The sequence below is a fragment of the Kushneria konosiri genome (genome assembly GCF_002155145.1).
GTDB lineage: Bacteria > Pseudomonadota > Gammaproteobacteria > Pseudomonadales > Halomonadaceae > Kushneria > Kushneria konosiri.
The window spans coordinates 3,367,828-3,389,053 of sequence record NZ_CP021323.1; the positions used below are offsets into that span (position 1 = coordinate 3,367,828).

Below are 21,226 nucleotides of genomic sequence, written 5' to 3' on the forward strand. Positions count from 1 at the left end.
GAGCGGAGAAATGGATCGAATGACGACTCAGTAAATATGGGCAGCCAGAGCAGCCAGCGTACTGCCAATGATCGGTCCGATCACCGGCACCAGGGCATAGCCCCAGTTATTGCCGCCCTTGTTTTTGATCGGCAGTACAGCATGCGCGATGCGCGGACCAAGATCGCGGGCCGGGTTGATGGCGTAGCCGGTAGGGCCGCCCAGCGATGCGCCGATCGATACCACCAGCAGCGCGACTGCGAGAGGCCCGAGGCCACTGGGGGTGTTACCAAACATGATGATCACAAAGATCAGCACGAATGTCCCGATGGCCTCGGTCACGATATTCCAGCCATGTGACTTGACGGTCGGCCCGGTCGAGAAGGTTGCCAGAATCGCACCGGCGTCTTCAGTCTCGTCATACTGTTTTTTATAGGCCAGAAAACACGCCACCGCGCCCAGGAAAGCACCGATAAACTCGGCAAGGAAATAGGTCATCGTTGTGGCAAAGGTAATCGGGATACCATCGGCGTATTCCTTTGCCGGCCCGATGAGCAAGGCAATGGTCACGGCGGGGTTGATATGCGCACCGGTATCGTAGGCCACATAGACCGCCGCGAAGACGGCCAGTCCCCAGCCGAAAAAGATGACGATGCCGTCACTGCCATGACCATTGGTCTTGTTCAGCAGCACGTTGGCCACCACACCACACCCAAGCAGTGTCAAAATAGCCGTGCCAGCAATTTCATGAACCAGGATGGTTTCGATGATGCCCATTTTTTTAACCCCGGAGTAACGTTGGTTTTTAAACACGCAAACGCAGCGATGTTGTTTTTCGAGCATCCTATAGGAATCATTTAAAAAAACGATGTGCCGTTTACGACTTTCTGGATGAACCAGCTCAAGCCACTGATATTAATGAAATAAATACCCTTTAAACCTTAGTCTTACAGGCCTTGCCAAATGGGCTTCATGCTCGAAAAGGCGCAATATTCAAACAATTCTGTTGCCTGTCGAACATGGATTGATTCAAGCGAAAACGACGTCAGAACCTCTATTGCCGAGCAGGTAGTAGAGGGATACCCTGGCGGCAGGCATCAGCCTTGGGAAATTTCCTTACAGGACACAACATGACCCAGCAGGAACGCCACGACATCATCATTGATATGGTCAAGCGACAGGGGTACGCGACCATCGAGCAGCTGGCGCATCATTTCAATGTCACTCCCCAGACCATTCGACGTGATCTCAAGGTACTGGCCGATGAGCAGCTGATAAGACGGGTACATGGCGGTGCCGGCCTGCTGGAATCCAGCACGGTCAATACGGCCTATAGCGCTCGCAAGCTGATCAATCACGATGCCAAGGCACGTATTGCTCGAGCCCTGGCCCAACAGATACCGGATCAGAGTTCGCTTTTTATCAATATCGGGACCAGCACCGAACTGATTGCCGAGGCACTGCTTAACCACCAGGGGCTGGAAATCATCACCAACAACCTTAACGTGGCCGCCACGCTGCAACACCGGGAAGACTTCAACGTCATCGTGGCCGGCGGCAGCGTGCGCTCTCGGGATGGCGGCATCATTGGTGAGGCCACGGTGGACTTCATCAATCAATTCAAGGTCGATTTCGGCATCATCGGCATCAGCAGCATCGATGCCGATGGCGCGCTGCTTGATTTTGACTATCAGGAAGTCCGGGTCGCACAGGCCATCATCAGCAATTCACGTCAGGTCTACCTGGCCGCCGACCATTCAAAATTTGCCCGCAATGCTGTGGTTCGCCTGGGTCATCTCAATCAGATCCACGCCCTTTTTACCGATCAGGAGCCGCCCGAAAGCATCTGTCGACTGCTGAAGGAGCAGAACATCGCCCTCAATATCTGCCCCTGACCGGGAGTCATTGATCGAGCAAAAACGCTGATCATGCCGATTGCATCAGACCATCAACGATCACTTGATGTTCTTTTGAACATGTCATATGTTCACATTCGAACATCACTAATGGTATGGTTACCTCGATCCCAACTCCCTAATCCGGCGCAGACGCGCAAGGCAGGCGCATGACTTCCAACAAGACTTCCGCAATGGACACCCCGGTTCTGGACCTTTTCATCATCGGTGGGGGCATCAACGGCACCGGCATTGCCAATGATGCTGCCGGCCGTGGCCTCAGCATCGGGCTTTGTGAACAGGCTGACCTTGCCAGTGCCACCTCTTCGGCTTCCAGCAAGCTGATTCACGGTGGGCTGCGCTATCTGGAGCACAAGGAGTTCCGTCTGGTGCGCGAGGCGCTTCACGAGCGTGAAGTCCTGCTTGGCAAGGCACCGCATATTATCTGGCCGCTGCGCTTTATCCTGCCGCACCGCCAGCATCTGCGCCCGGCCTGGATGCTGCGCGCCGGTCTCTTCCTGTATGACCACCTGAGTCCGCGCGCGACCCTGCCCGGCTCAAAGAGCTTGAAGTTTGATGGCTCAAGCGCGCTCAAGCCCGACATCAAAAAGGGCTTTGAATACTCCGACTGCTGGGTCGACGACGCACGGCTGGTCGTCCTCAATGCCCTGCAGGCGCAGGAACAGGGTGGTGAAATCCTTGTACGTACACGCTGTGTCAGCGCGATCGAGAAGGACGGCATCTGGGAAATTACCCTGGAAAACACCCGTACCGGGGAACAGATGGTGCGTCGAGCCAAGGCGCTGATCAACGCCGCAGGCCCGTGGGTGGAATCCTTCATCAAGGGCAGCACCCAGCGTCAGTCGCGCTACGGCATCAACATGATCAAGGGCAGCCATATCATTACCCGCCGCATTAACGGTGATGACCGCGCCTTTATCCTGCAAAACGAGGACAAGCGCATCGTCTTTGTCCTGCCCTGGCAAAACGACTACAGCCTAATCGGTACAACCGACCAGAACTATGAAGGTGATCCGACCCATATCACCATCAGCGATGAAGAGACCGACTACATCCTCAATGTCGTCAACGCTCACTTCAAGGAGCAGCTGACCCGCGATGACGTGGTCACCAGCTACTCCGGCGTACGCCCACTGTGTGACGACGAGTCGGATGACCCCTCCGCGATGACGCGTGATTACACGCTCTCGCTGGATGATAACGGTGCACCGATGCTGTCGGTTTTCGGCGGCAAGATCACTACCTTCCGCTGCCTGTCGGAATCGGCCATGGAAAAGATCGAGCCCTGGTTCCCGAACATGGGCAAGCCCTGGACTGACAAGCGAGTCCTGCCAGGGGGTGACATCGACTCTCGCGAAGGCTATACCCGCAAGCTGCTGGCGCAGTATCCGTTTCTGGGCAAACAGCGCGCGACCCGCTTTGCCTCAAGCTATGGCACGCTGTGCGAGACATTCCTTGATGGCGTCACCAGTGAAGCCGAGCTGGGCGAAGACTTCGGCGCCGGTCTGACTCGCGCTGAGGTGGACTACCTGATCGATCACGAATGGGCCACCCAGGCAGACGACATTCTGTGGCGTCGCACCAAAATGGATGTGCGTCTTGATGAGACGCAGCGTAAGCACCTGCAGGAATACGTCACCAGGCGCATGGACAATGCCGGCGCCAACGACATGAGCGAGCCGGTCGGCACGCCGTCACCGGATCACGCCATGGCGCATTAAGCATACGCATGGTGTGAAATATCGAACGTCAAAAGGGCCCCCTGGGGGCCCTTTTTTAATACCGGATCCTGACGTCGGCGGTTATTCCTGAATACCACCGCGGGTCAGCTGTGCCGGATCAAGATAGCGCTTGAGTTCCTCACGGGAGAGCTCGGTTTCTTCTTCTGCCACCTCAATGATCGGCCGCCCTTCCTGATAGGCTTTCTTGGCCACTCGCGCCGCTTCGTTATAACCGATCACCGGATTAAGTGCGGTCACCAGCACCGGATTGCGCGCCAGCGGTGATTCAATGTTGTCGCGGCGTACGTTGAAGCTCTTGATTGCCTTGTCCGCCATCAGCTGTGAGACGTTGTTCAAGAGCGAGATCGAGCTCAACACGTTGTGCGCCATCAGCGGCAGCATGACATTGAGCTGAAAATTGCCTGACTGTCCGCCCACGGTCACGGCCGCATCGTTACCGATGACCTGCGCGGCTACCTGTGCCGCCGCCTCGGGGATGACCGGATTGACCTTGCCCGGCATGATCGAGCTGCCCGGCTGCAGCGCTTCCAGCTCAATCTCGCCAAGGCCGGCCAGCGGGCCTGAATTCATCCAGCGCAGATCGTTGCTGATCTTCATCAGCGCACAGGCGTAGGCCTTGAGATGGCCGGACATTTCCACGGTGGCATCCTGCGAGCCCAGTGCCGCAAAGAAACTGTCCGCAGGTGTAAAGGTCAGTCCGGTCTGCTCGGAGAGACGTTTGGCAAAGCGCCCGGCAAACTCCGGATGAGCATTGATGCCGCTGCCCACGGCCGTGCCACCCTGCGCCAGTCGCAGCATCCGTGTCAGCCCATTTTCAAGGCGCTCGATGGACTGCTCGACCTGATTGGCCCAGCCGCCGAGTTCCTGACTCATGCGTACCGGCATAGCATCCATCAGATGGGTGCGGCCTGTCTTGATCACGTCATCAAGCGTTGCCGCCTTGTTCTCGATGGTCTTTTGCAGATACCGCAGGGTGGGCAGCAGCTTCTCGCTAAGCTCCATCGCAATCGAGACATGCAGCGCCGTCGGGATGGTGTCGTTGCTGCTCTGCCCCATGTTCACGTGATCGTTGGGGCCGATCTCAAGATCATCGCGCGAGGCGAGATGCGAGATCACCTCGTTGACGTTCATGTTGGTCGAGGTGCCAGAGCCTGTCTGATAGATATCGATCGGGAACTGATCGACATGCTCACCGCGAATGATCGCATCGGCCGCCTTGACGATGGACAGCGCCCGGCCTTCATCCAGCAGGCCAAGATCCATGTTGACCTCGGCAGCAGCCCGCTTGACCCGAGCTACGGCCGCAATAAACGACGCCGGCATGGGATGCCCGCTGACCGGAAAATTATTGATCGCCCGCTGGGTCTGCGCACCATAAAGAGCCTCGATCGGCACTTCCAGTTCGCCCATGCTGTCCTTTTCGATACGGGTCTGACCCATGATCTTCTCCTGCTGATAAATAAACGAAAGTGCCGAAAGACGCCTTTCAGATTAGCAGCCCCGTGACATTCCCACCCATTCCGGCCCATTGAGCAGACCCGCCGGTGATTACAGATCAATGATCTGACGGATGGCCTGCCCGGCGGCCAGTCGCTCAAAGCCTTCATTGATCTCATCAAGCCCGATTCGATGCGTCAAAAGCCGATCCACCGGCAGGCGTCCGGCCTGGTAAAGCGCGATATAGCCTGGCACGTCCAGCGAGGGCACATGCCCACCCAGATAGGACCCCTTGAGCGTGCGCTGCTCGGCCACCAGACGTGTGGGACTGATCGCCAGTCGTACGTCGGGATGAGGCAGCCCGGAGGTCACCGTTGTGCCGCCACGGCGGGTACATTCAAAGGCAAATTCCAGCGCCGAAGCCACGCCGGCGAACTCGGTAGCCAGATCCACACCGCCGCCGCTGATGTCACGCACCTGCTCGATGGCATCATCATCGCCGCTGTTCACGACATGGGTGGCCCCCATCGCCCGCGCCGTTTCCAGTTTTTCATCATCAATATCCGCCGCGATGACCTGACGCGCGCCGCCGCCTAGCGCCCCCAGCACCGCCGCTAGCCCCACACCGCCCAGGCCAACCACCAGCACCGACTGTCCCAGCTTGAGCTCACCGGTATGAACCACGGCCCCCACCCCGGTCAGTACGGCGCAGCCAAACAGCGCTGCAATATGAAACGGCAGGGTTGGGTCTATCCGCGTCAGCGAACGACGAGAAGCCACGGCATGTTCGGCAAATCCGGATACGCCGATATGGTGATAGACCGTTTCTTCACCGCGATGAAGCCGCATGCCGCCGCCCAGCAAATGTCCGCCAGCATTGGCCGCCGCCCCCGGCTGACACAGTGCCGCCTCGCCTGAAAGACAAAAGGCGCAGGTGCCACAATTGGGAGCAAAGGAGAACACCACATGATCGCCTGCCTTGAGATCATCAACGCCCTCGCCGATATCGACCACCTCCCCTGCTGCTTCATGCCCCAGCACCATGGGCAACGGTCTTGGACGATTACCGTTAATGGTCGATAGATCAGAGTGGCAAAGCCCTGCCGCACGAATACGCACCAGCACCTCGCCTCGCCCCGGCGGGTCGAGATTGACCTCCTCGATCGAAAGCGGCTTTGACGTCCCATAGGGACGAGGTCTTTGCATCTCTCGCAGCACGGCAGCGCGTGTTTTCATGGTGGTTCTCCCTGTATCGATGATGTGGTCTGTGACAAATGCGCCACTCACAGCGTAGCCTCATCGCCAACTAGTGGTCCCTGTTGAACGTATGATCGTCCTCACCACTGAAAAAGCGTCGACCATAAATGAGCAGACAAAGCGTCACGCCGACAGCGAAGGCCCATGCAGCACCTCTCGTCGCCAGCACGGCAGCCACGATACCTGCAATACCAAGATCTCTCTGACTGCGGGCCGCCATGATCCCTACACGCACGCTGACATACCCCTGAATCAATAAGGTCAGTGCCAGCGCAACGCCCAGAATAGGCTGTACCAGACTGACAATGGGCATCAGCAGCAACCCCGTATTGGTGCCCCACCGAAACGAGCCGGCACCACCGAAAATGGAGCCCATCGCCTTTCGGCCCTCCTTGAAACGCTCAACAATGACCACGTGCATGGCCGCCCAGAGCGGGCCACACATGGCAACATCCGGACCGATTACACTCATGACCGCATTGCGCCCACCAAAAATCATGTGCGCTCGATTGGGCGCATACTCGACCTTCTCATCCGGACGGGTCGCATCAGCCTCATCCAGTAACGCCTTGCCCTGCAATACATCACCGAACACCACGATATACGTGGCCAGTACTACCGGCAGGGATTGAACAAAAACCATCAGCGGCGGCCAGCCAAGACCAAACAACGTGTAGTTTTGCCAAAGGCCTGCAAAGTCAGGCGATGTGATACCCCACTCGATCTCCGGCCATGACGCCTCGCCAAACAAAGGAGCAATCACGACCGCCAGAGCAATGATCGGAAAAATCCCCAGTTTGCCGAACGTGGCCCAAAAGCCATTGCTGGTTTTAAGTCGGCTAAAATGACGTGAGAACAGTAGATAAAAGGCTGCCCCGATCGCGATCGAAATGGTCCAGGGAAAGCTGTCAAATCGGCCACCGACCTGAAACACCGTGATGACGGCTGCAATACCGGCGCCGATGATGACACCCGCCTTGAGCGCCGAGGGCACCAGCTGCACGACCCGATGAGATAATCCGGAAACGCCCAGCGCGATCGAGAACAGCCCCAGTGTCATCTGAAAGGCAATCAGGGCATGAATACGCTCGGTGCCCTCCGGAAAGGTCTGACACCACGCCATCACCAGAGGAATCGCCGGTGTAATCCAGCCAGGCACCACCGGATCGCCCAGCAAATGGTGGGTCAGATAAAGAAAACCATTGAGGAGAACGACCGCCAGCGCGACTTCAAAGGGCATGCCCAAAAGCTCGGTCATCAATGGAATCGCCGCCAGATCGACGGCGCACATCAAAAGCCCCTGACAGTAATCGGGCCATTCAAAGCGGTAATGTATGAAAGGCAGGCGTACCTTGAAAGGCCCCATGGGCCAATAGACGGTCTCGTGGTCTTCTCGACGTTCATCAGCCATGACACATTCCCTCGCAACAGTTAGTCAGGTCCGGGGGAAAGTGCTGGCGGCCTCACAATCTCCTGGACCTTCTTTTTTTGATATTCGTTTCCCTTCGTACATGGGCCGGCTCCCTTTACGAGACGCCGACGACACGCTCATCTACCCTTTATCATCACATCCACTCATCAGGGAGCAATGCTCATGTGGTATCGCCAGCAGATTACCCTCAAGCCGTATACGCGAGGCTTTCATCTGATCACCAGCGACATTACGGGCGCTTTGAGCCGGATGAAGGAGATTTCCACCGGGCTTTTGCATCTACAGATGCTGCACACCTCGGCATCGTTAACGCTTAATGAAAACGCAGACCCGGACGTGCGCCATGACATGGAAGCCTTTTTCCGCGACCGCGTACCGGGCGATCTCCCCTATTTTCGCCATACCCTAGAGGGCCCGGACGACATGCCTGCTCATATCAAGGCCAGTCTGATGGGCACCGAACTGACGCTGGCCATCGACAATGGCCGACTGGCCACCGGTACCTGGCAGGGCATCTGGCTGGGCGAACATCGCGAAAACGGCGGCAGCCGACGCATTCTGGCCACCCTGTTCGGTGAATAATGAGTCATCTGCCGGGCCTTGCCCCGGCAGATGACCCTTCAGGGATCAGGACTGGCCGCTGCCTTCAGTGGCTGCCTGAATCGCCTTGATCATCTCGTCACCATTGTTATCGATAAAGGTCTTCCAGACGGGCTGAATGGCTTTCTGGAAGGCGGCGGTGTCGACGTCACGATTGACCTTCATGCCTTCGTCTTCAAGCGTTGTGATCATCGATTCAGTCTGCTCGGTATTCATTTCTCGCTGCATGGCAGTGGCATCCGCCGCGGCCTTCTCAACGATCTGCTGCTGCTCCGGCGTCAGACTGTCAAAGCGCTTCTGGTTCATGACCATCAACAGCGCCGAATAGGCGTGATTGGTGATCGAGAGATACTTTTGAACCTCGTTGAAATTGAACGACACCACAATACCCAGCGGATGGTCCTGAGCATCCACGACACCGGTTTCCAGCGCCGTATAAAGCTCGGCCACCGGCAGCTGCTGCGGGTTGGCGCCTAAAAGCTCGAACATGTTGTTGAGCGTAATGGAATTGTTGACCCGCATGCGCAGGCCTTCCAGATCCTTCGGTTCGCGGATGGGTCCACGGTTATTGGTGATTTCGCGGAAACCGTTTTCCGGGAAGGCCAGCCCCTTGAGGCCCAGCGCCGGCAGCTTGCTCATCACCTCATCACCCGGAGCACCGTCCAGGGCCTTATAGGCAGCGGCGCTGTCGGCAAACATGAACGGCAGCTCAAAGGCGCCGGCCTGTGGCACCATGCCGGTAAAGTTGTTCAACCCGGAAAGCGTAATATCGATGATGCCGGAACGAGCCCCGTCAATCATCTGGGCATCGTTGCCCAGCTGACCGTTGGGAAAGATCTGCACCTTGAGATCGCCATTGCTCTGGGCCTCGACCTCCTCCTTGAACTTCTCGGCCAGCTTGTGCTGCAGGTCGCTCTCGGGTGTGGGGTGGGCAAAGCGCAGCGTTGTGGCTGCCAGAGCACTGCTCGACACCGACATGGCCAGCAGCAGCGCCGCAGCAGTCGTTGCAAGTGTTGTGGAACCAGGCGTCATACCAGACAGGAATCTTTTCATGTTGTTGCTCCTTGAAGATCAGCCGATCAGCCAGTGCATCGGCACGGTAATGATCTGGGGTATGAGCACAAACAGTGCCAGCAGTGCGATATACACCAGAACAAAGGGATAGACGCCGCGTACGGCCTCACTCATTGTCGTTTTACTGATGCCACAGACCACGTTGAGCACGGTGCCCACCGGCGGCGTGATCAAGCCGATACAGCAGTTGATGACAAACATCAGACCGAAGTAGATCGGATCGATCCCCGCTTCACGTACCAGCGGCATGAACAGCGGCACCAGAATCAGAATCGCAGGTGCCAGATCCATCACCATGCCCACCAGCAGCACCACCACCATGATGGCCGCCATCAAAAGCCTTGGATTGTCGACCAGCGGCCCCAGCAGTTCGGCCAGCTGCTGCGGCAGTTGCGCGATGGTAATGACCCAGGAGGCCACCATCGCCGCGCCGACCAGAAACATCACCAGCGCCGTTGAGCGGCCGGCACTTTTCAATACCTGTGCCAGCTTGGCGAGGCTCATTTCACGATAGATCACGGTCGAGACGACAATGGCGTAGACCGCAGCCACCACGGCGGCTTCCGTCGGGGTAAAGACCCCAAAGCGGATGCCCACAATGATGATGACCGGCAAAAGCAGCGCCCAGAAGCTCTCCTTGAGCGCCTTGAGGCGTTCTGCCCGGCTCGCCCTTGGCTGCGTTTCAAGATCGGATTTACGCATCATGAACCGCCAGGTCACCATCAGCGCCAGCCCCATCAGAAGGCCGGGTACGATGCCGCCGATAAAGAGCTTGGCAATCGAGATATTGCCGGCCACCCCCAGAATGATCAGCGGCAGCGAGGGCGGAATGACCGGCGCGATAATGCCACCGGCCGCCAAAAGCCCTACCGAGCGAAACGCCGGATAGCCACTCTTGCGCATCATGGGATAGAGAATGCTGACCAGTGCCGCCGCATCTGCCACGGCCGAGCCCGAAAGCCCCGCCAGCAGCAGTGAGGTGATGATCGCCACATAGCCCAGCCCGCCCCGCCAGTGTCCGACCAGCGTCATGGCAAGCTTTACAATGCGATCGGACAACCCGCCAACCGCCATTACCTCGCCTGCGATCATGAAAAAGGGAATCGCCAGCAGCGCGAAATTATCCACGCCGTTGATCATCGACTGCGACAGGATGTCAGCGCTGAACATGCCCAGATTGAGCATCAATGCTCCGGCTGCCAGCAGCAGCGCAAAGGCCACCGGCAAGCGCAGCAGAATCGCGCCAATCAGCACGCCAAGAAACAGTGCCAGCGTCATGAGCGGTGCTCCCCGTTGGAAGAAGACGTGGCCTCATCGACCGCCAGCGAATGCCCCTCGCCCCCCTGCTCTCCAGGCGCTCGCCCGGGGCCGGGACGCAGCAGTCCGATCAGCGAGGTGATACTCATCAATCCCCCGGCCACAACGCCTGCCAGATAGAACAGTCCGGTCGGAAGCCCGGTCAGGGGGGAAATGTTGTGCCAGTTGGCCAGTGTCTGCTTCCAGCAGCCCATCAGCAGCATGATCGAGGCGCCCAGAATCACGATCCAGAGCACGCGCGCGATAACGGAACGCACGGCCCCCGGCAAACGATCAAAGAACTCTGCCACCGCCAGATGCTCGCCATCCTTCAAACACAGGGAAGCGCCCAGCATGACCACCCAGACAAAACCAAGCCTTGAAAGCTCAACACCGGAGCGCAGCCCGGAGGAGAAGCCGTAGCGCAGCACCACGTTGAAAAACACCAGCACCATCATGGCGGTCATCAGGGCCACAATCAGCCACTCAATGCTGCGCCACACCCCGCGAAGTATCGTCATCGCTCCCTCCCACCACCCTGTTCGGACCGCCTGCCCGGTTATCCGCTGTTGTTGAGTCCTGCATCACATCTCGGCGTGACTCACTTGCTCTCTGATGAGGCCGGGGCGCTACCGGGCAATCGGTCCAGTTCGGCGATGTACCGCTGGGTCACGGTCAGATCAAGCTCGCCCAGCCCGCGCTCGCCGAGGTCGTGATACAGCGCCAGAAGCGTTGACAGCTGAGGCGTGGTCACCTGCTGCTGCGCGGCCTCATCACGCGCAAACCCCAGATCCTTGATCATGTAGCGGGCGATGCCGGAAGGGGTGTAATCCTTGTCGATCAGACGCTGCTTGCGTGACTCCAGAAAGCGCCCGCCCGCGTAGCCGCCGCCCAGACAGCCCAACAGCCTTTCAACATCCAGGCCCGCGCGCTCGGCGATCACCGTGGCCTCGGACAGCGCCACCATGGTGGCGGCCACCACCATCTGATTGCAGGCCTTGGCGACCTCCCCCGCCCCCAGCGGCCCCAGCAGCACCGGTGTCCCCATGGTTTCCAGCACGGGGCGCACCCGCTCGAGATCTTCCTGCTCACCGCCCACCATGATGGACAGCCGGCCGGCCTCGGCGCCGTCCGTTCCGCCTGAAAGCGGGGCATCCAGCACTCGAATCTGCCCATCGCTTTGCTCATCAAGACGCCTGGCCAGCGCGCGCACGCCTTCAGGCGATGAGGTCGAACAGATTACCAGGACCAGCGGGCCGGCAAGCCCTGCCAGAAGGCCATCCTCACCGTCGATCAGCGCCTCGAGCTGGGGCAGGTCCGGCAGCACCGTGATGAGCACATCGCTTTGCGAAGCGACCGCGCCCGGGGTGTCACAGCGCTCGGCGCCGGCCTCAAGTGCGGGCGCCAGCTTCTCCGGCGAGCGGCCAAACACACTGACCCGGCTGGCCACGCCGGCCGCCAGCAGATTGCGCGCCATCGGCATGCCCATGCTGCCAAGCCCGATCATGCCCACCCGCATATGTGATCCCGTCTCGTCACCCTTTCGCATGTGTCTTCCCCCTTTCAAAGTGGCTACTGGAGCCTGCCGTCAGGCACCAACGACGGCGCCGCCCCTGCCCAGATTCATTGGATTGGCGATATGGGCCGCCATGGCAGACAGCGCCTTGACGGCCTGTTGTTCGATGTCGATATTGCAATACACCTCCAAAAGCGAGGCGCCCACCGCATAGGCCTGCTCACCGCTGTATTGAGGCGCCACGGCGACGGCCAGCCCTCGAATACCCGGAAACACCTCACCCTTGTCCAGTGCAAAACCGCGCCCCCGCGCGACCCGAATCTTGTCAATCAACGCCTCAAGATCGGTCGTTGAATCGGCCGTCCAGGCCGGACGGGTGGCCGGGTCTTCAAAGCGCGCCCGAAGCTCGTCATCGTCAAGCTGAGCCAGCAGCGCGTTGCCCACGGCAGTGATCGAGGCCGGGAAGCGACTGCCGATGCTGGCCGTCATTCGCAGCGGCAGACGCCCGGCGTGCGCAGCAAGGTAGAGCACCTCCGTGCCGTCGAGCACCGCCAGCTGACAGATTTCATCGTGAAGAAGAGAGGTATCGCTGCAGGCCTGATAGAACGCCTGAACCGGATCTACCGTGCGCAGATAGGCACCGCCCAGCTCGACCAGCCGTCGCCCGAGCCGGTAGCCGCCGTCACTGCGCTGGACCACGCCCTCGGCCTCCAGTGCCAGACAGACGTTGAACAGCGACGAGCGCGCCACCCCCAGCTGGCGCGCCATTTCGCTTACGCCGAGCGTCTCGCCGCCGGCGGCTTCCAGCAGCGCCAGCACGCGCAGCGCACGAGTGACGGCCGGCGCACTCATCAGTAAAACTCGACCGTGTCGACACGGTTTCTAAGCGCCTCACCATTGAGGTAACGGCGAGCGTTATCGGCGAAGAATTCAGCAATCAGCCGATCTTCCGACTCGCTGAGCGCCGCGGTGTGCGGGGTCAGCAGTACATTGGGCAGGTCCCATAGCGGTGACGCCTGATCCAGCGGCTCCGAGGCCGTGACATCCAGTACCGCCAGGCCGATGTGCTGACGCTTGAGGGCCTCGATCAGGGCGGGCTCATCAATCACCGTGCCCCGGCCTACGTTGACGATGGTGACGCCGGGCTTCATTTCGGCCAGCAGCTCGGCATCGATCAGTCCTTCGGTGGCCTCCGTACCCGGCAGTGCAATGACGATGGCATCGGCACGACGCACGCCCTCGCGCAGCTGGGACGGCGGGATGATTTCATCGACATGAGGCACCATGCGCTGCTGGCGAGAGACGCCCAGCACATGCATGTCCAGCAGTGACAGACGACGCGCCACCTCACGCCCGATGCCCCCCAGCCCCAGAACCAGCACCTGCTGTTCGCTGATCTGTCCCATCATCCAGCGCCCACCCCAGTGGTGATCGCGCTGTTCGGCCACGATGCGTGGCAACTGCTTGGCGCCGGCCAGTACGCCAAATACCGCATACTCCGCCAGCGGCCCGCCATGCACTCCGGCGGAGGTGGTAAACATCACCCGCTCCAGTGCATCAGCCGAGAGCCCCGCCGCCTTGACCTGACCGCCACCGCCGGCGGCCATCACGTGTACCCAGCGCAGCCTGGGGTTGGCCTCAACAATTTTTGCCAGACGCTGCGGATCGACATCCGGGATGCCGTAGAGCACGTCCGCCTCGCACAGCATCGCATCAAAGCGCGCCTCCTCCTCCGGCGTGCGCCTGAATGCCGGATCACCGGCAAAGTCCGCCGGATGACGCATGGGCGGCAACAGCGACTGATCTCGCATCAGCTCGATCTCGGGCAACCTTGACTCGATCAGTGCGCACAGCGCCTCGCTCAACGGTGTCGCCACCGCCACTTTCAGCTTTTCAGGGGTCATGCTGCGCTCCGAAACTCAGCGGTCGTCCAGTGGATTGAACATCGTTCAGTGGACTGTACAGTGCACCACATCAACAGAGAGCGCGGCTTTGGTCGATATCGTGACCAAAGTACAATGCCCCACGGGCCAGAGATCAGCCGTTGATATCAGAAAATCCTCATGTCATCGGCAAGCGATATCAACATTGCGGTGGCCCTGCTCAAGGGCACGGACCAGCACCAGCAGGCTGTGATTGACGGGCACATCAATGTCGTGGACTTTTGCCTTTCGCACGATGAAACCGTTGAGATGCTCGATCTCGCCCTGTCGTTTGCGGGCAAGATCCTGCGCCATCGAGGAGCGCTGACCTGCCATGGTTTCAGCAATCATGAGCGTTGAATGCTCCAGATCCTCCGGCAGAACGACCCCACAGGCCTGCGCCACGGCCCGACACTCGCCAGTCACCGTCATGACCATTTCCCGTAGACCATCAATGGCCATCAATGCCCCGTAGGGCTGCCGGGTAATGGCCGATACCGCATTCCAGGCGCAGTTGATCACAAGCTTTGTCCACAGCATGCCGGTCACGTCATCGGCCGTTGTTGCTGCCATGCCGGCGTCCTGAAACAGCCTCACCAGTGAGGCGCTTACCGTCGATGCCCCCAGCGCGAGCTCCCCGCCGCCGTGATGGCGCACATGACCCGGCCCTGGCATGGCCACCGCGGCATACACCACCACCGGAACCACCTCCCGGTCCAATACTTCAGCGAGCCGGTCGGCGTTATCCACGCCGTTTTGCAGGCTCAGCACCACGGCAGTGTCCGACAGTACCGATGCCATCAAGGCGCCGGCCGTTTCGGTATCCGTGGATTTGACGCAAAAAAGCACCAGCTCGGCATCCTTCAGGGCGTCTATCTCCTGGCTGGCCGTCACCCTGAGCGTCTCGCGGCCCGACGACGTTTCCAGGGTCAGTCCGTTGGACTGTATCGCCTCAACGTGCGCCGCACGGCCAATCAGCGTGACCGCATGGCCGGCACGCGCCAGCAGCGCCCCGTAGTAGCTGCCAACGGCACCGGCGCCCATGATCGCAATCTGCATGGTGTCTCCCATGAGTGAATTCATTCATGAGACATCCTGCCCCACTGTCACACCCCGTCGCGAGCGCTATTGTGTAGGATATAAGCCCCTGCCCCGTCGCGGCCTCCTCGCTGGAACCACAAGGGCAGACGTTTAAAATGGACCTTCAAGGAAGAGAGATGGCATGGAGTCACTGACCCAACGTCAACAGTACATGGGACTTGCCGGCTGGCTATTGCTGGCCTTTATCGCTGCCGCCATTGGGGCCGTAGCCTCCGTTGACGCCGCCTCGTTCTATCAGCAGCTGCAGCAGCCCTCCTGGGCGCCACCGGCCGGCGCCTTCGGCCCGGTATGGACTACGCTCTATGCCCTGATGGGGATCTCGGCCTGGTGTGTCTGGCGGGAAAAACTCGTGCAGAACGTGCGCCCGGCGCTGACGCTTTTTGTCGTGCAGCTGGCGCTTAACGCCCTCTGGAGCTGGATATATTTTGTCTGGCACCTGGGCGCCGTCGCCTTTGCCGGTACGGTCGCCTTGTGGCTATTGATTCTTGCCACGCTGATCGCCTTCTGGCGCGTCAAACCGCTCGCCGGCGCTCTGCTGGTGCCCTATCTCGCCTGGGTGACGCTGGCCACCGCACTCACCTGGAGCACCTGGCATCTCAACCCGCAGCTGCTGGGCTAGCGTCATACCGTGACAGACCGGCCCCTTCGCGCCCGGGGACGAGCCCGGCTCACTCCGGGCGTCTGCCCTGAAAAGCGCCACAACAAGAGCCCCCGGATGTCAGAGACCCCGGCAGACCCACCCCGTTTCAGTGCCCCCGCCGGCGAGATCATCGGCTGGCGCGATGGCGACGTGCTTCGCGCCACCGGCATTGCCTACGCCCATACCCGACGCTTTCACCCCCCGGAGCAGGTGGCACCGGCGCGACAGCCGATCCACGCCACACAGTGGGCACCGGCCAGTCCACAGCGCCCGATGCAGGCCTTTACCCGCCTGCTGGGCGTGTCACCCGGCGTCCTGCCCCAGCTGGAAGACTGTGCGCGGCTGTCCATCTGCCTGCCCTCCAGGCCGGCCACGACACCACGACCGGTTATGGTCTGGATTCACGGTGGCTCCTACATTTTCGGCGCGGGCGACCTGCCCATCCACGACACGAAACCGCTGGCATCGGAGCAGGAGGTGGTCGTGGTCAGCATCACCTACCGGCTGGGCATCTTCGGCTTCGTGGGCGGCGACTTTTATAAGGAAACAGCAAACAAAAAGACACAACACCGGCCCGCCAATCTGGGCCTTCTGGACATGATTGCCGCGCTGCGCTGGATCAGGGACAACATTTCAGCCTTTGGCGGCGACCCCGACAGTGTCACCCTGTTCGGTGAGTCGGCCGGGGGGACGCCATCGCTCACTTGATGGCCGCCGAGGACACCCGCGGGCTTTTCCATCGCGCCATTATTCAGAGCGCACCGCTGGGCATTATTACTCCCGGCCGTCGCGGCATGCATATCGCCATGGCCAGAGCCGCCGAGCGCGTCGACGAGCAGAGTTCGATGGAGGCTTGTCTGGACGCCCAGCGACAGGTCGAGAAGATTGGTCAGCGCTACCTGCCGGGCGGCCTGATGCCCTTTGGCGTACAGTTTGGCCAGACCCCACTGCCCTCGCTCAGGCAGCGCCGCACCGCGCTTGAACAGCGCGCACCGCATTGCGATCTGCTGATTGGTTACAACGTCGATGAAGCCGAGCTTTTCATTCCCGAGGCCGAGCCGCTGCAGGGAATCTTTCGTCTGCCCATCATTGGCCCACGGCTGCGACAGGTTCTGAGCCGGTTCATTACCACCCGTCTGTATGCCTACCCCGCCGAGCGTTTTGCTCAACAACATGCCGACGCCGAAGGCCGCGCCTGGCAATACCGGCTGGACTGGGGCAGCGGGCGTGCCGCGCGTGGCGCCTGCCACAGCATCGATCTGCCCCTTTTGTTCGCTGGCTGGGAGCAGTGGCGACCTGCCGGCATTGTCGAGGGCATGACCGAGCAGGATATGGCAACCAGCGGCCGCCAGCTGCGAGCACTTTGGGCAAGGTTTGCCCGGGAGGGCACGCTGGAAGATGAGGGTGCCATCGAAGGCGTGCTGAAATGGGAAAGGGCCAGAACACAATAGAATCATGGTCAATGCGGCGTTCAGCCTCTTGTTGACCAGCCTTTTGCTGTATCAAAAAAGCCCGCCACTCATCGAGTGGCGGGCGCTTGATCGCAGGGCGCTATCCGCTTACGGGATGACCTTCTCCGCCCGCAGGCGGGTAAAGAGATCGAAAAAGGCCGCGCGCGTTTCACGGAACTCGTCAAAGCCGAAGTCGCGGCACTTGACGATATCGTTGACACACTCCTGCTCGCGGCCAAGATCGGCATCGGTGTGCCACCAGGAAGCGAGCTTTGTCACGTCCGGCTCGACCAGACCATGCTGCTCGGCAATGCTTTGCCACTCGGGCTCGAGACCGGCCATCTGCGCTTCCAGCGGCTGCGGCGTTTCGGGGCAGTCCGCCACTTCAAGGCCGAAGAACTCGCCGATTTCCTGCCACATGCGGCGCCAGCGGAAGGTGTCACCGTTGACCGTATTGAACGCCTGGTTGTGCGCGCCGGCCGTCAGTGACGCCCATTCCATCTGACGGGCCAGCAGCAGCGCATCGGTCATGTCGGTCAGCGCATTCCACTGAAGCTGTGAGCCCGGGAACACAAATGGCCGGCCGGTGGCCTTGCAGATCGAGGCATAAACACCCAGCGTGGTGCCGATATTCATGGCGTTGCCGCGGGCATGACCGATGACGGTATGCGGGCGGTGCACATTCCAGGCAAAGCCGTATTTGCCAGCGGCTTCGATCAGGATATCTTCCAGCGTGTAGTAGAAGTTTTCCCCCGCCACGCGCGGGGCCGACTCGCGAAACGGCGTTTCGACCCGGCCGCTGCCATAGCTTTCAAACGAACCCAGATACTGCTTGGTGCCGGTGACCAGTGCCGCATGCACCAGCCTTTCCGGGTCCAGCGCGGCGAAGAGGTTATTCATCATCGCGCCGTTGGCCTCAACGTTTTCCTGCTCGCTGTCACGTTTGGTCCACGTGCAGTAAAAGACATGACTGATCGGCAGGCCTTCGAGTGCCTGTGCGGTCGCCTCGGCATCCAGCAGGTTGGCAGATATCGGAATCACGCCATCCTTGCCGGTGGGCTGACGCGACAGCCCATAAACGGTCCAGCCGCTGGCCACCAGATAAGTGGCCAGATTTCCGCCGGTAATGCCCGTGGCACCCACCACCAGTGCAACACCTTTTTGCATGACAAGACTCCCTGTTCGTTCAGTGATGGCAGGGAGTATGGTGCTTGCGTAGCGTTGCTAAAATCGAACATCATGCAAATGATTATTGCATCCGGTGCAACATGATGGATCTCAATGCGTTACGTACGTTCGAGCGGGTCGCAGCGACCGGCAGCTTTACCAGTGCCGCACGGCACTTCCATATGGCGGTGTCTTCCGTGTCACGCCAGGTGGGCGCGCTGGAGAAAAGCCTGGGGGTTAGGCTGCTCTACCGCCACACCCGAGCGGTCACGCTGACCGAGGCCGGCCGGCAGTACTACGAACAGATTCGCGGCACGCTTGAGCAGATTGATCAGGCGACTGAAGCACTCAAAAGCCCCGCGCAGGCGCCGTCGGGCACCCTGCACATCAATAGTCCGGTGGCCTTTGGCCGCCATCAGGTCGTGCCGCTGTTGCGCGGCTTTCAACAGCGCTATCCGAACGTACGCGCAGAGCTTTTGCTCACCGATGCGCTGACCGATCCGGTGCGCGAAGGCAGCGACATTACCTTTCGTGTCGGGCGACTGGCCGACTCCTCCCTGATTGCCCGGCCACTGGCGCCGATGCACTATGTGGCCGTCGCGGCGCCCGACTATCTCGCCCGTCACGGCACGCCGGCAACACCTGAAGCGCTCAGGGATCACGACTGTCTGCTCTATCAGGGAGAGCTGGGCCGGCAGCGCTGGTATTTTCAGGCGCCAAAGGACGAGGCCCCGACGGCGTTCGAGCTGACCGGCAGCCTCTATAGCAACGATGCCGACAGCCTGCTGCAGGCCGCCATCCTTGGTCAGGGCATCGTGCTGTTTCCGACCTGGCTGATCGATGAGGCGTTGCGATTGCGCCAGCTGATTCCGCTTTTAAGGGAGTGGCGCTGCGAAGTGGTGCCCGAGCAGCGCATGATCCACGTGCTGACCACCGATGGCCGACTGCGCACGCCCAAGGTGGCCGCCTTCATGGACTATCTACAGGAAACGATCGGCGAGACGCCGCCCTGGGATGACGGGCAGCGACCTGACACCACGCCCCGGCCATAGGCATCAGGATGTGCCTGACACCGCCGCAGCTCCAGAGCGCGACCAGCGCACCGGCGCCGTAAGACAGACCAGGCAGGCCACCACCAGAACAATGCCGGCCCAGCCCAGCAGCGGCAGACGTTCGCCAACGATCACCACAGCCAGAAGGGCCGCCACCACCGGTTCAAACAGCGTGATGGTCGTGGCCGTACTGGCCGGCACTCTTGCAAGACCAAATCCGAAACCGAGATAGCCCAGAAACATCGGCACCAGCGCCATGTAGAGCCCGACCGCGGCATTGCCGCTCGAGGCCAGAAGGGGCGCACCGGTCAACAGCAGTACCGGCATCAGCATCAGTCCGCCCAGCCCAAAGGTCGCCCCCATGGCTGCACGTGTCGAAATCCCGCCCTGCATCAGACGCCGCGCCGACCAGGAATAAAACGCATAGGTCAGACCTGCCACCAGCCCCATGGCCACCCCTTGCAGCACCTGCGAGGTACTCCCCACGCCCGCAGTGGGTCCGGTTTCTGCCAGACACAGCAGCACCATGCCAACAAGCCCCAGCGTCGCACCGATCTTCCAGCGCCTCCCCAGCACCAGGCCATCAAGACGCGATTCGATCAACGCCGAGAGCAGCGGTGCCGAGCCGATCGACACCACTGTGCCAATGGTGACCCCGGCCAGACGCATCGAGCCATAAAACGCCAGCGGATAGATCGCCACCGCCACGGCGCCCGACAACAGCCAGAGTCTGCGGGCACGCAGCAACGGCCAGGCCTTTCGAATGCGCGGCGCAGCCACCAGTGCCTGCAAAAGCCCGCCGATTCCCATCGCCACCGCCCCGATGGCAATGGCGCTGACCTGCGGTGCGAAAGTCGCCGCCGTGCCGGTCGTGCCCCACAACACAGCCGCCAGAAGCACGCCGGCCACACCGAGAAAACGCTCACGAGCCGCGGTATTCATAAGGCATTCACCATCACCCGGGCCATGTCATGGGCCTCGCGCACGCAGCGGCTGTGGCCTTCAAGACCCGCGCGTACCATCGCGCCTTCAAGAAGAAAGGCAAGCTGATGCGCCAACCGTGACGCCGCAGCCTCATCATCGCTCATCTCCTTGAGCGGCGCCGCCAGCAGTGATTCCACCTGGCGCTTGTGAAGAAGGACCACAGCGCGACCGTCATGACCTGCCGGCAGCTCGGCGGCGGCATTGAGCAGTCCACAGCCCCGAAAACCGCGCTCATAGGCCCACTCGGCGTGGTCCTGATAGGCCAGAAAGACCGCCAGTACCCGATCAACAGGGGTGAATGCCTTTCTCATCCGGGATTCATAAAGGGCCAGCCATTCACCGTGGCGGGCTTCCAGATAGGCGGCCACCAACGCTGCCTTGGAATCGAAGTTGTTATAAAGACTTTTTTTGGCCACGCCTGCTCGACGGACGATGGCATCAATGCCGGTGGCGACAATACCATCGCTGTAGAACAGGATGGCCGCGGCATCGAGCAGTCGCTCACGCGCACTGGCCGCTCGCAGGGGTTCAGGGGACGTCATGATCATGATCCGTCATTTACAGGTAGGTAGACCAGTCTACCTACCCACGAATCTCTATCAAGGGATAATGTCAGTGAGCCCCTGCCACCGGTTCAATCCGTATATTCGTATTTTTTTA

At 60.4% G+C, this 21,226-nt stretch carries 21 protein-coding genes; 7 read left to right on the forward strand and 14 right to left on the reverse strand.

The window, feature by feature from the left end; all coding sequences use genetic code 11:
* Positions 1–27 precede the first annotated feature (27 nt).
* Positions 28–756: an MIP/aquaporin family protein gene (locus B9G99_RS15620; protein WP_148663967.1), complete on the reverse strand. Its 729-nt coding sequence runs from the start codon at positions 754–756 to the stop codon at positions 28–30.
* A gap of 353 nt (positions 757–1,109) precedes the next feature.
* On the opposite strand from B9G99_RS15620, the gene B9G99_RS15625 reads away from it, so the two are divergent.
* Together B9G99_RS15625 and glpD are read left to right on the forward strand one after the other, a co-directional pair.
* On the forward strand, positions 1,110–1,874 hold the full coding sequence (locus tag B9G99_RS15625; RefSeq protein WP_086623006.1) for a DeoR/GlpR family transcriptional regulator: 765 nt from the start codon (positions 1,110–1,112) through the stop codon (positions 1,872–1,874).
* A gap of 170 nt (positions 1,875–2,044) precedes the next feature.
* Positions 2,045–3,616, forward strand: a complete 1,572-nt coding sequence (glpD, locus tag B9G99_RS15630; protein WP_227875844.1) for a glycerol-3-phosphate dehydrogenase — start codon at positions 2,045–2,047, stop codon at positions 3,614–3,616.
* Between the two features lie 81 nt (positions 3,617–3,697).
* Here glpD and B9G99_RS15635 read toward each other — a convergent pair whose 3' ends face one another.
* From B9G99_RS15635 to B9G99_RS15645, 3 genes are all read right to left on the reverse strand, one after another.
* Complete coding sequence (locus B9G99_RS15635) at positions 3,698–5,077, reverse strand: class II fumarate hydratase (RefSeq protein ID WP_086623008.1); 1,380 nt, start codon at positions 5,075–5,077, stop codon at positions 3,698–3,700.
* A gap of 108 nt (positions 5,078–5,185) precedes the next feature.
* The gene (locus tag B9G99_RS15640) at positions 5,186–6,310 is read right to left on the reverse strand and encodes a zinc-dependent alcohol dehydrogenase family protein (protein WP_086623009.1); all 1,125 of its coding nucleotides are present in this window, start codon (positions 6,308–6,310) and stop codon (positions 5,186–5,188) included.
* A 70-nt stretch (positions 6,311–6,380) separates the two neighbouring features.
* Positions 6,381–7,742, reverse strand: coding sequence for a hypothetical protein (locus tag B9G99_RS15645; RefSeq protein WP_086623010.1), 1,362 nt, complete (start codon positions 7,740–7,742; stop codon positions 6,381–6,383).
* Between the two features lie 183 nt (positions 7,743–7,925).
* Here B9G99_RS15645 and B9G99_RS15650 point away from each other — a divergent pair, with 183 nt between their 5' ends.
* The gene (locus tag B9G99_RS15650) at positions 7,926–8,345 is read left to right on the forward strand and encodes a secondary thiamine-phosphate synthase enzyme YjbQ (RefSeq protein WP_086623011.1); all 420 of its coding nucleotides are present in this window, start codon (positions 7,926–7,928) and stop codon (positions 8,343–8,345) included.
* Between the two features lie 45 nt (positions 8,346–8,390).
* On the opposite strand, the gene B9G99_RS15655 is transcribed toward B9G99_RS15650, so the two are convergent.
* The 7 genes from B9G99_RS15655 to B9G99_RS15685 all read right to left on the reverse strand — a co-directional run bounded on the left by B9G99_RS15655 (position 8,391) and on the right by B9G99_RS15685 (position 15,254).
* Complete coding sequence (locus B9G99_RS15655) at positions 8,391–9,416, reverse strand: DctP family TRAP transporter solute-binding subunit (protein ID WP_227875845.1); 1,026 nt, start codon at positions 9,414–9,416, stop codon at positions 8,391–8,393.
* A gap of 18 nt (positions 9,417–9,434) precedes the next feature.
* Complete coding sequence (locus tag B9G99_RS15660; RefSeq protein WP_086623013.1) at positions 9,435–10,715, reverse strand: TRAP transporter large permease subunit; 1,281 nt, start codon at positions 10,713–10,715, stop codon at positions 9,435–9,437.
* Positions 10,712–11,254 (reverse strand): TRAP transporter small permease, encoded by a 543-nt coding sequence (locus tag B9G99_RS15665; protein WP_086623014.1) that lies wholly within the window; start codon positions 11,252–11,254, stop codon positions 10,712–10,714. Before B9G99_RS15665 ends, B9G99_RS15660 begins: the two co-directional genes overlap by 4 nt.
* An 80-nt stretch (positions 11,255–11,334) precedes the next feature.
* Positions 11,335–12,282 carry an NAD(P)-dependent oxidoreductase gene (locus tag B9G99_RS15670; protein ID WP_086623015.1) on the reverse strand — a complete coding sequence of 316 codons (948 nt, stop codon included), beginning with the start codon at positions 12,280–12,282 and terminating at the stop codon, positions 11,335–11,337.
* Between the two features lie 39 nt (positions 12,283–12,321).
* The gene (locus tag B9G99_RS15675; RefSeq protein ID WP_086623016.1) at positions 12,322–13,101 is read right to left on the reverse strand and encodes an IclR family transcriptional regulator; all 780 of its coding nucleotides are present in this window, start codon (positions 13,099–13,101) and stop codon (positions 12,322–12,324) included.
* Positions 13,101–14,153: a D-2-hydroxyacid dehydrogenase gene (locus tag B9G99_RS15680; protein WP_086623017.1), complete on the reverse strand. Its 1,053-nt coding sequence runs from the start codon at positions 14,151–14,153 to the stop codon at positions 13,101–13,103. The genes B9G99_RS15675 and B9G99_RS15680 overlap by 1 nt, the downstream gene beginning before the upstream one ends.
* Before the next feature lie 162 nt (positions 14,154–14,315).
* The gene (locus B9G99_RS15685) at positions 14,316–15,254 is read right to left on the reverse strand and encodes a ketopantoate reductase family protein (RefSeq protein WP_227875846.1); all 939 of its coding nucleotides are present in this window, start codon (positions 15,252–15,254) and stop codon (positions 14,316–14,318) included.
* Positions 15,255–15,393: 139 nt separating this feature from the next.
* Here B9G99_RS15685 and B9G99_RS15690 point away from each other — a divergent pair, with 139 nt between their 5' ends.
* The 3 genes from B9G99_RS15690 (at position 15,394) to B9G99_RS17270 (ending at position 17,363) form a co-directional block, all read left to right on the forward strand.
* Complete coding sequence (locus B9G99_RS15690) at positions 15,394–15,891, forward strand: TspO/MBR family protein (RefSeq protein ID WP_086623018.1); 498 nt, start codon at positions 15,394–15,396, stop codon at positions 15,889–15,891.
* 96 nt (positions 15,892–15,987) lie between these two features.
* Entirely contained in the window at positions 15,988–16,620 is a 633-nt protein-coding gene (locus B9G99_RS17095) for a carboxylesterase family protein (protein WP_086623019.1), read from the forward strand.
* Positions 16,620–17,363 carry a carboxylesterase/lipase family protein gene (locus tag B9G99_RS17270; RefSeq protein ID WP_086623020.1) on the forward strand — a complete coding sequence of 248 codons (744 nt, stop codon included), beginning with the start codon at positions 16,620–16,622 and terminating at the stop codon, positions 17,361–17,363. The genes B9G99_RS17095 and B9G99_RS17270 overlap by 1 nt, the downstream gene beginning before the upstream one ends.
* A 108-nt stretch (positions 17,364–17,471) precedes the next feature.
* Here B9G99_RS17270 and B9G99_RS15705 read toward each other — a convergent pair whose 3' ends face one another.
* On the reverse strand, positions 17,472–18,530 hold the full coding sequence (locus B9G99_RS15705) for an SDR family oxidoreductase (protein ID WP_086623021.1): 1,059 nt from the start codon (positions 18,528–18,530) through the stop codon (positions 17,472–17,474).
* Between the two features lie 101 nt (positions 18,531–18,631).
* Between B9G99_RS15705 and B9G99_RS15710 the strand changes: the two genes are divergently transcribed.
* Positions 18,632–19,582 carry a LysR family transcriptional regulator gene (locus tag B9G99_RS15710; protein WP_335617616.1) on the forward strand — a complete coding sequence of 317 codons (951 nt, stop codon included), beginning with the start codon at positions 18,632–18,634 and terminating at the stop codon, positions 19,580–19,582.
* Positions 19,583–19,585: 3 nt separating this feature from the next.
* On the opposite strand, the gene B9G99_RS15715 is transcribed toward B9G99_RS15710, so the two are convergent.
* Positions 19,586–20,524: a DMT family transporter gene (locus B9G99_RS15715; RefSeq protein WP_086623022.1), complete on the reverse strand. Its 939-nt coding sequence runs from the start codon at positions 20,522–20,524 to the stop codon at positions 19,586–19,588.
* Complete coding sequence (locus B9G99_RS15720; RefSeq protein ID WP_086623520.1) at positions 20,521–21,108, reverse strand: TetR/AcrR family transcriptional regulator; 588 nt, start codon at positions 21,106–21,108, stop codon at positions 20,521–20,523. The genes B9G99_RS15715 and B9G99_RS15720 overlap by 4 nt, the downstream gene beginning before the upstream one ends.
* Between the last annotated feature and the right edge of the window lie 118 nt (positions 21,109–21,226).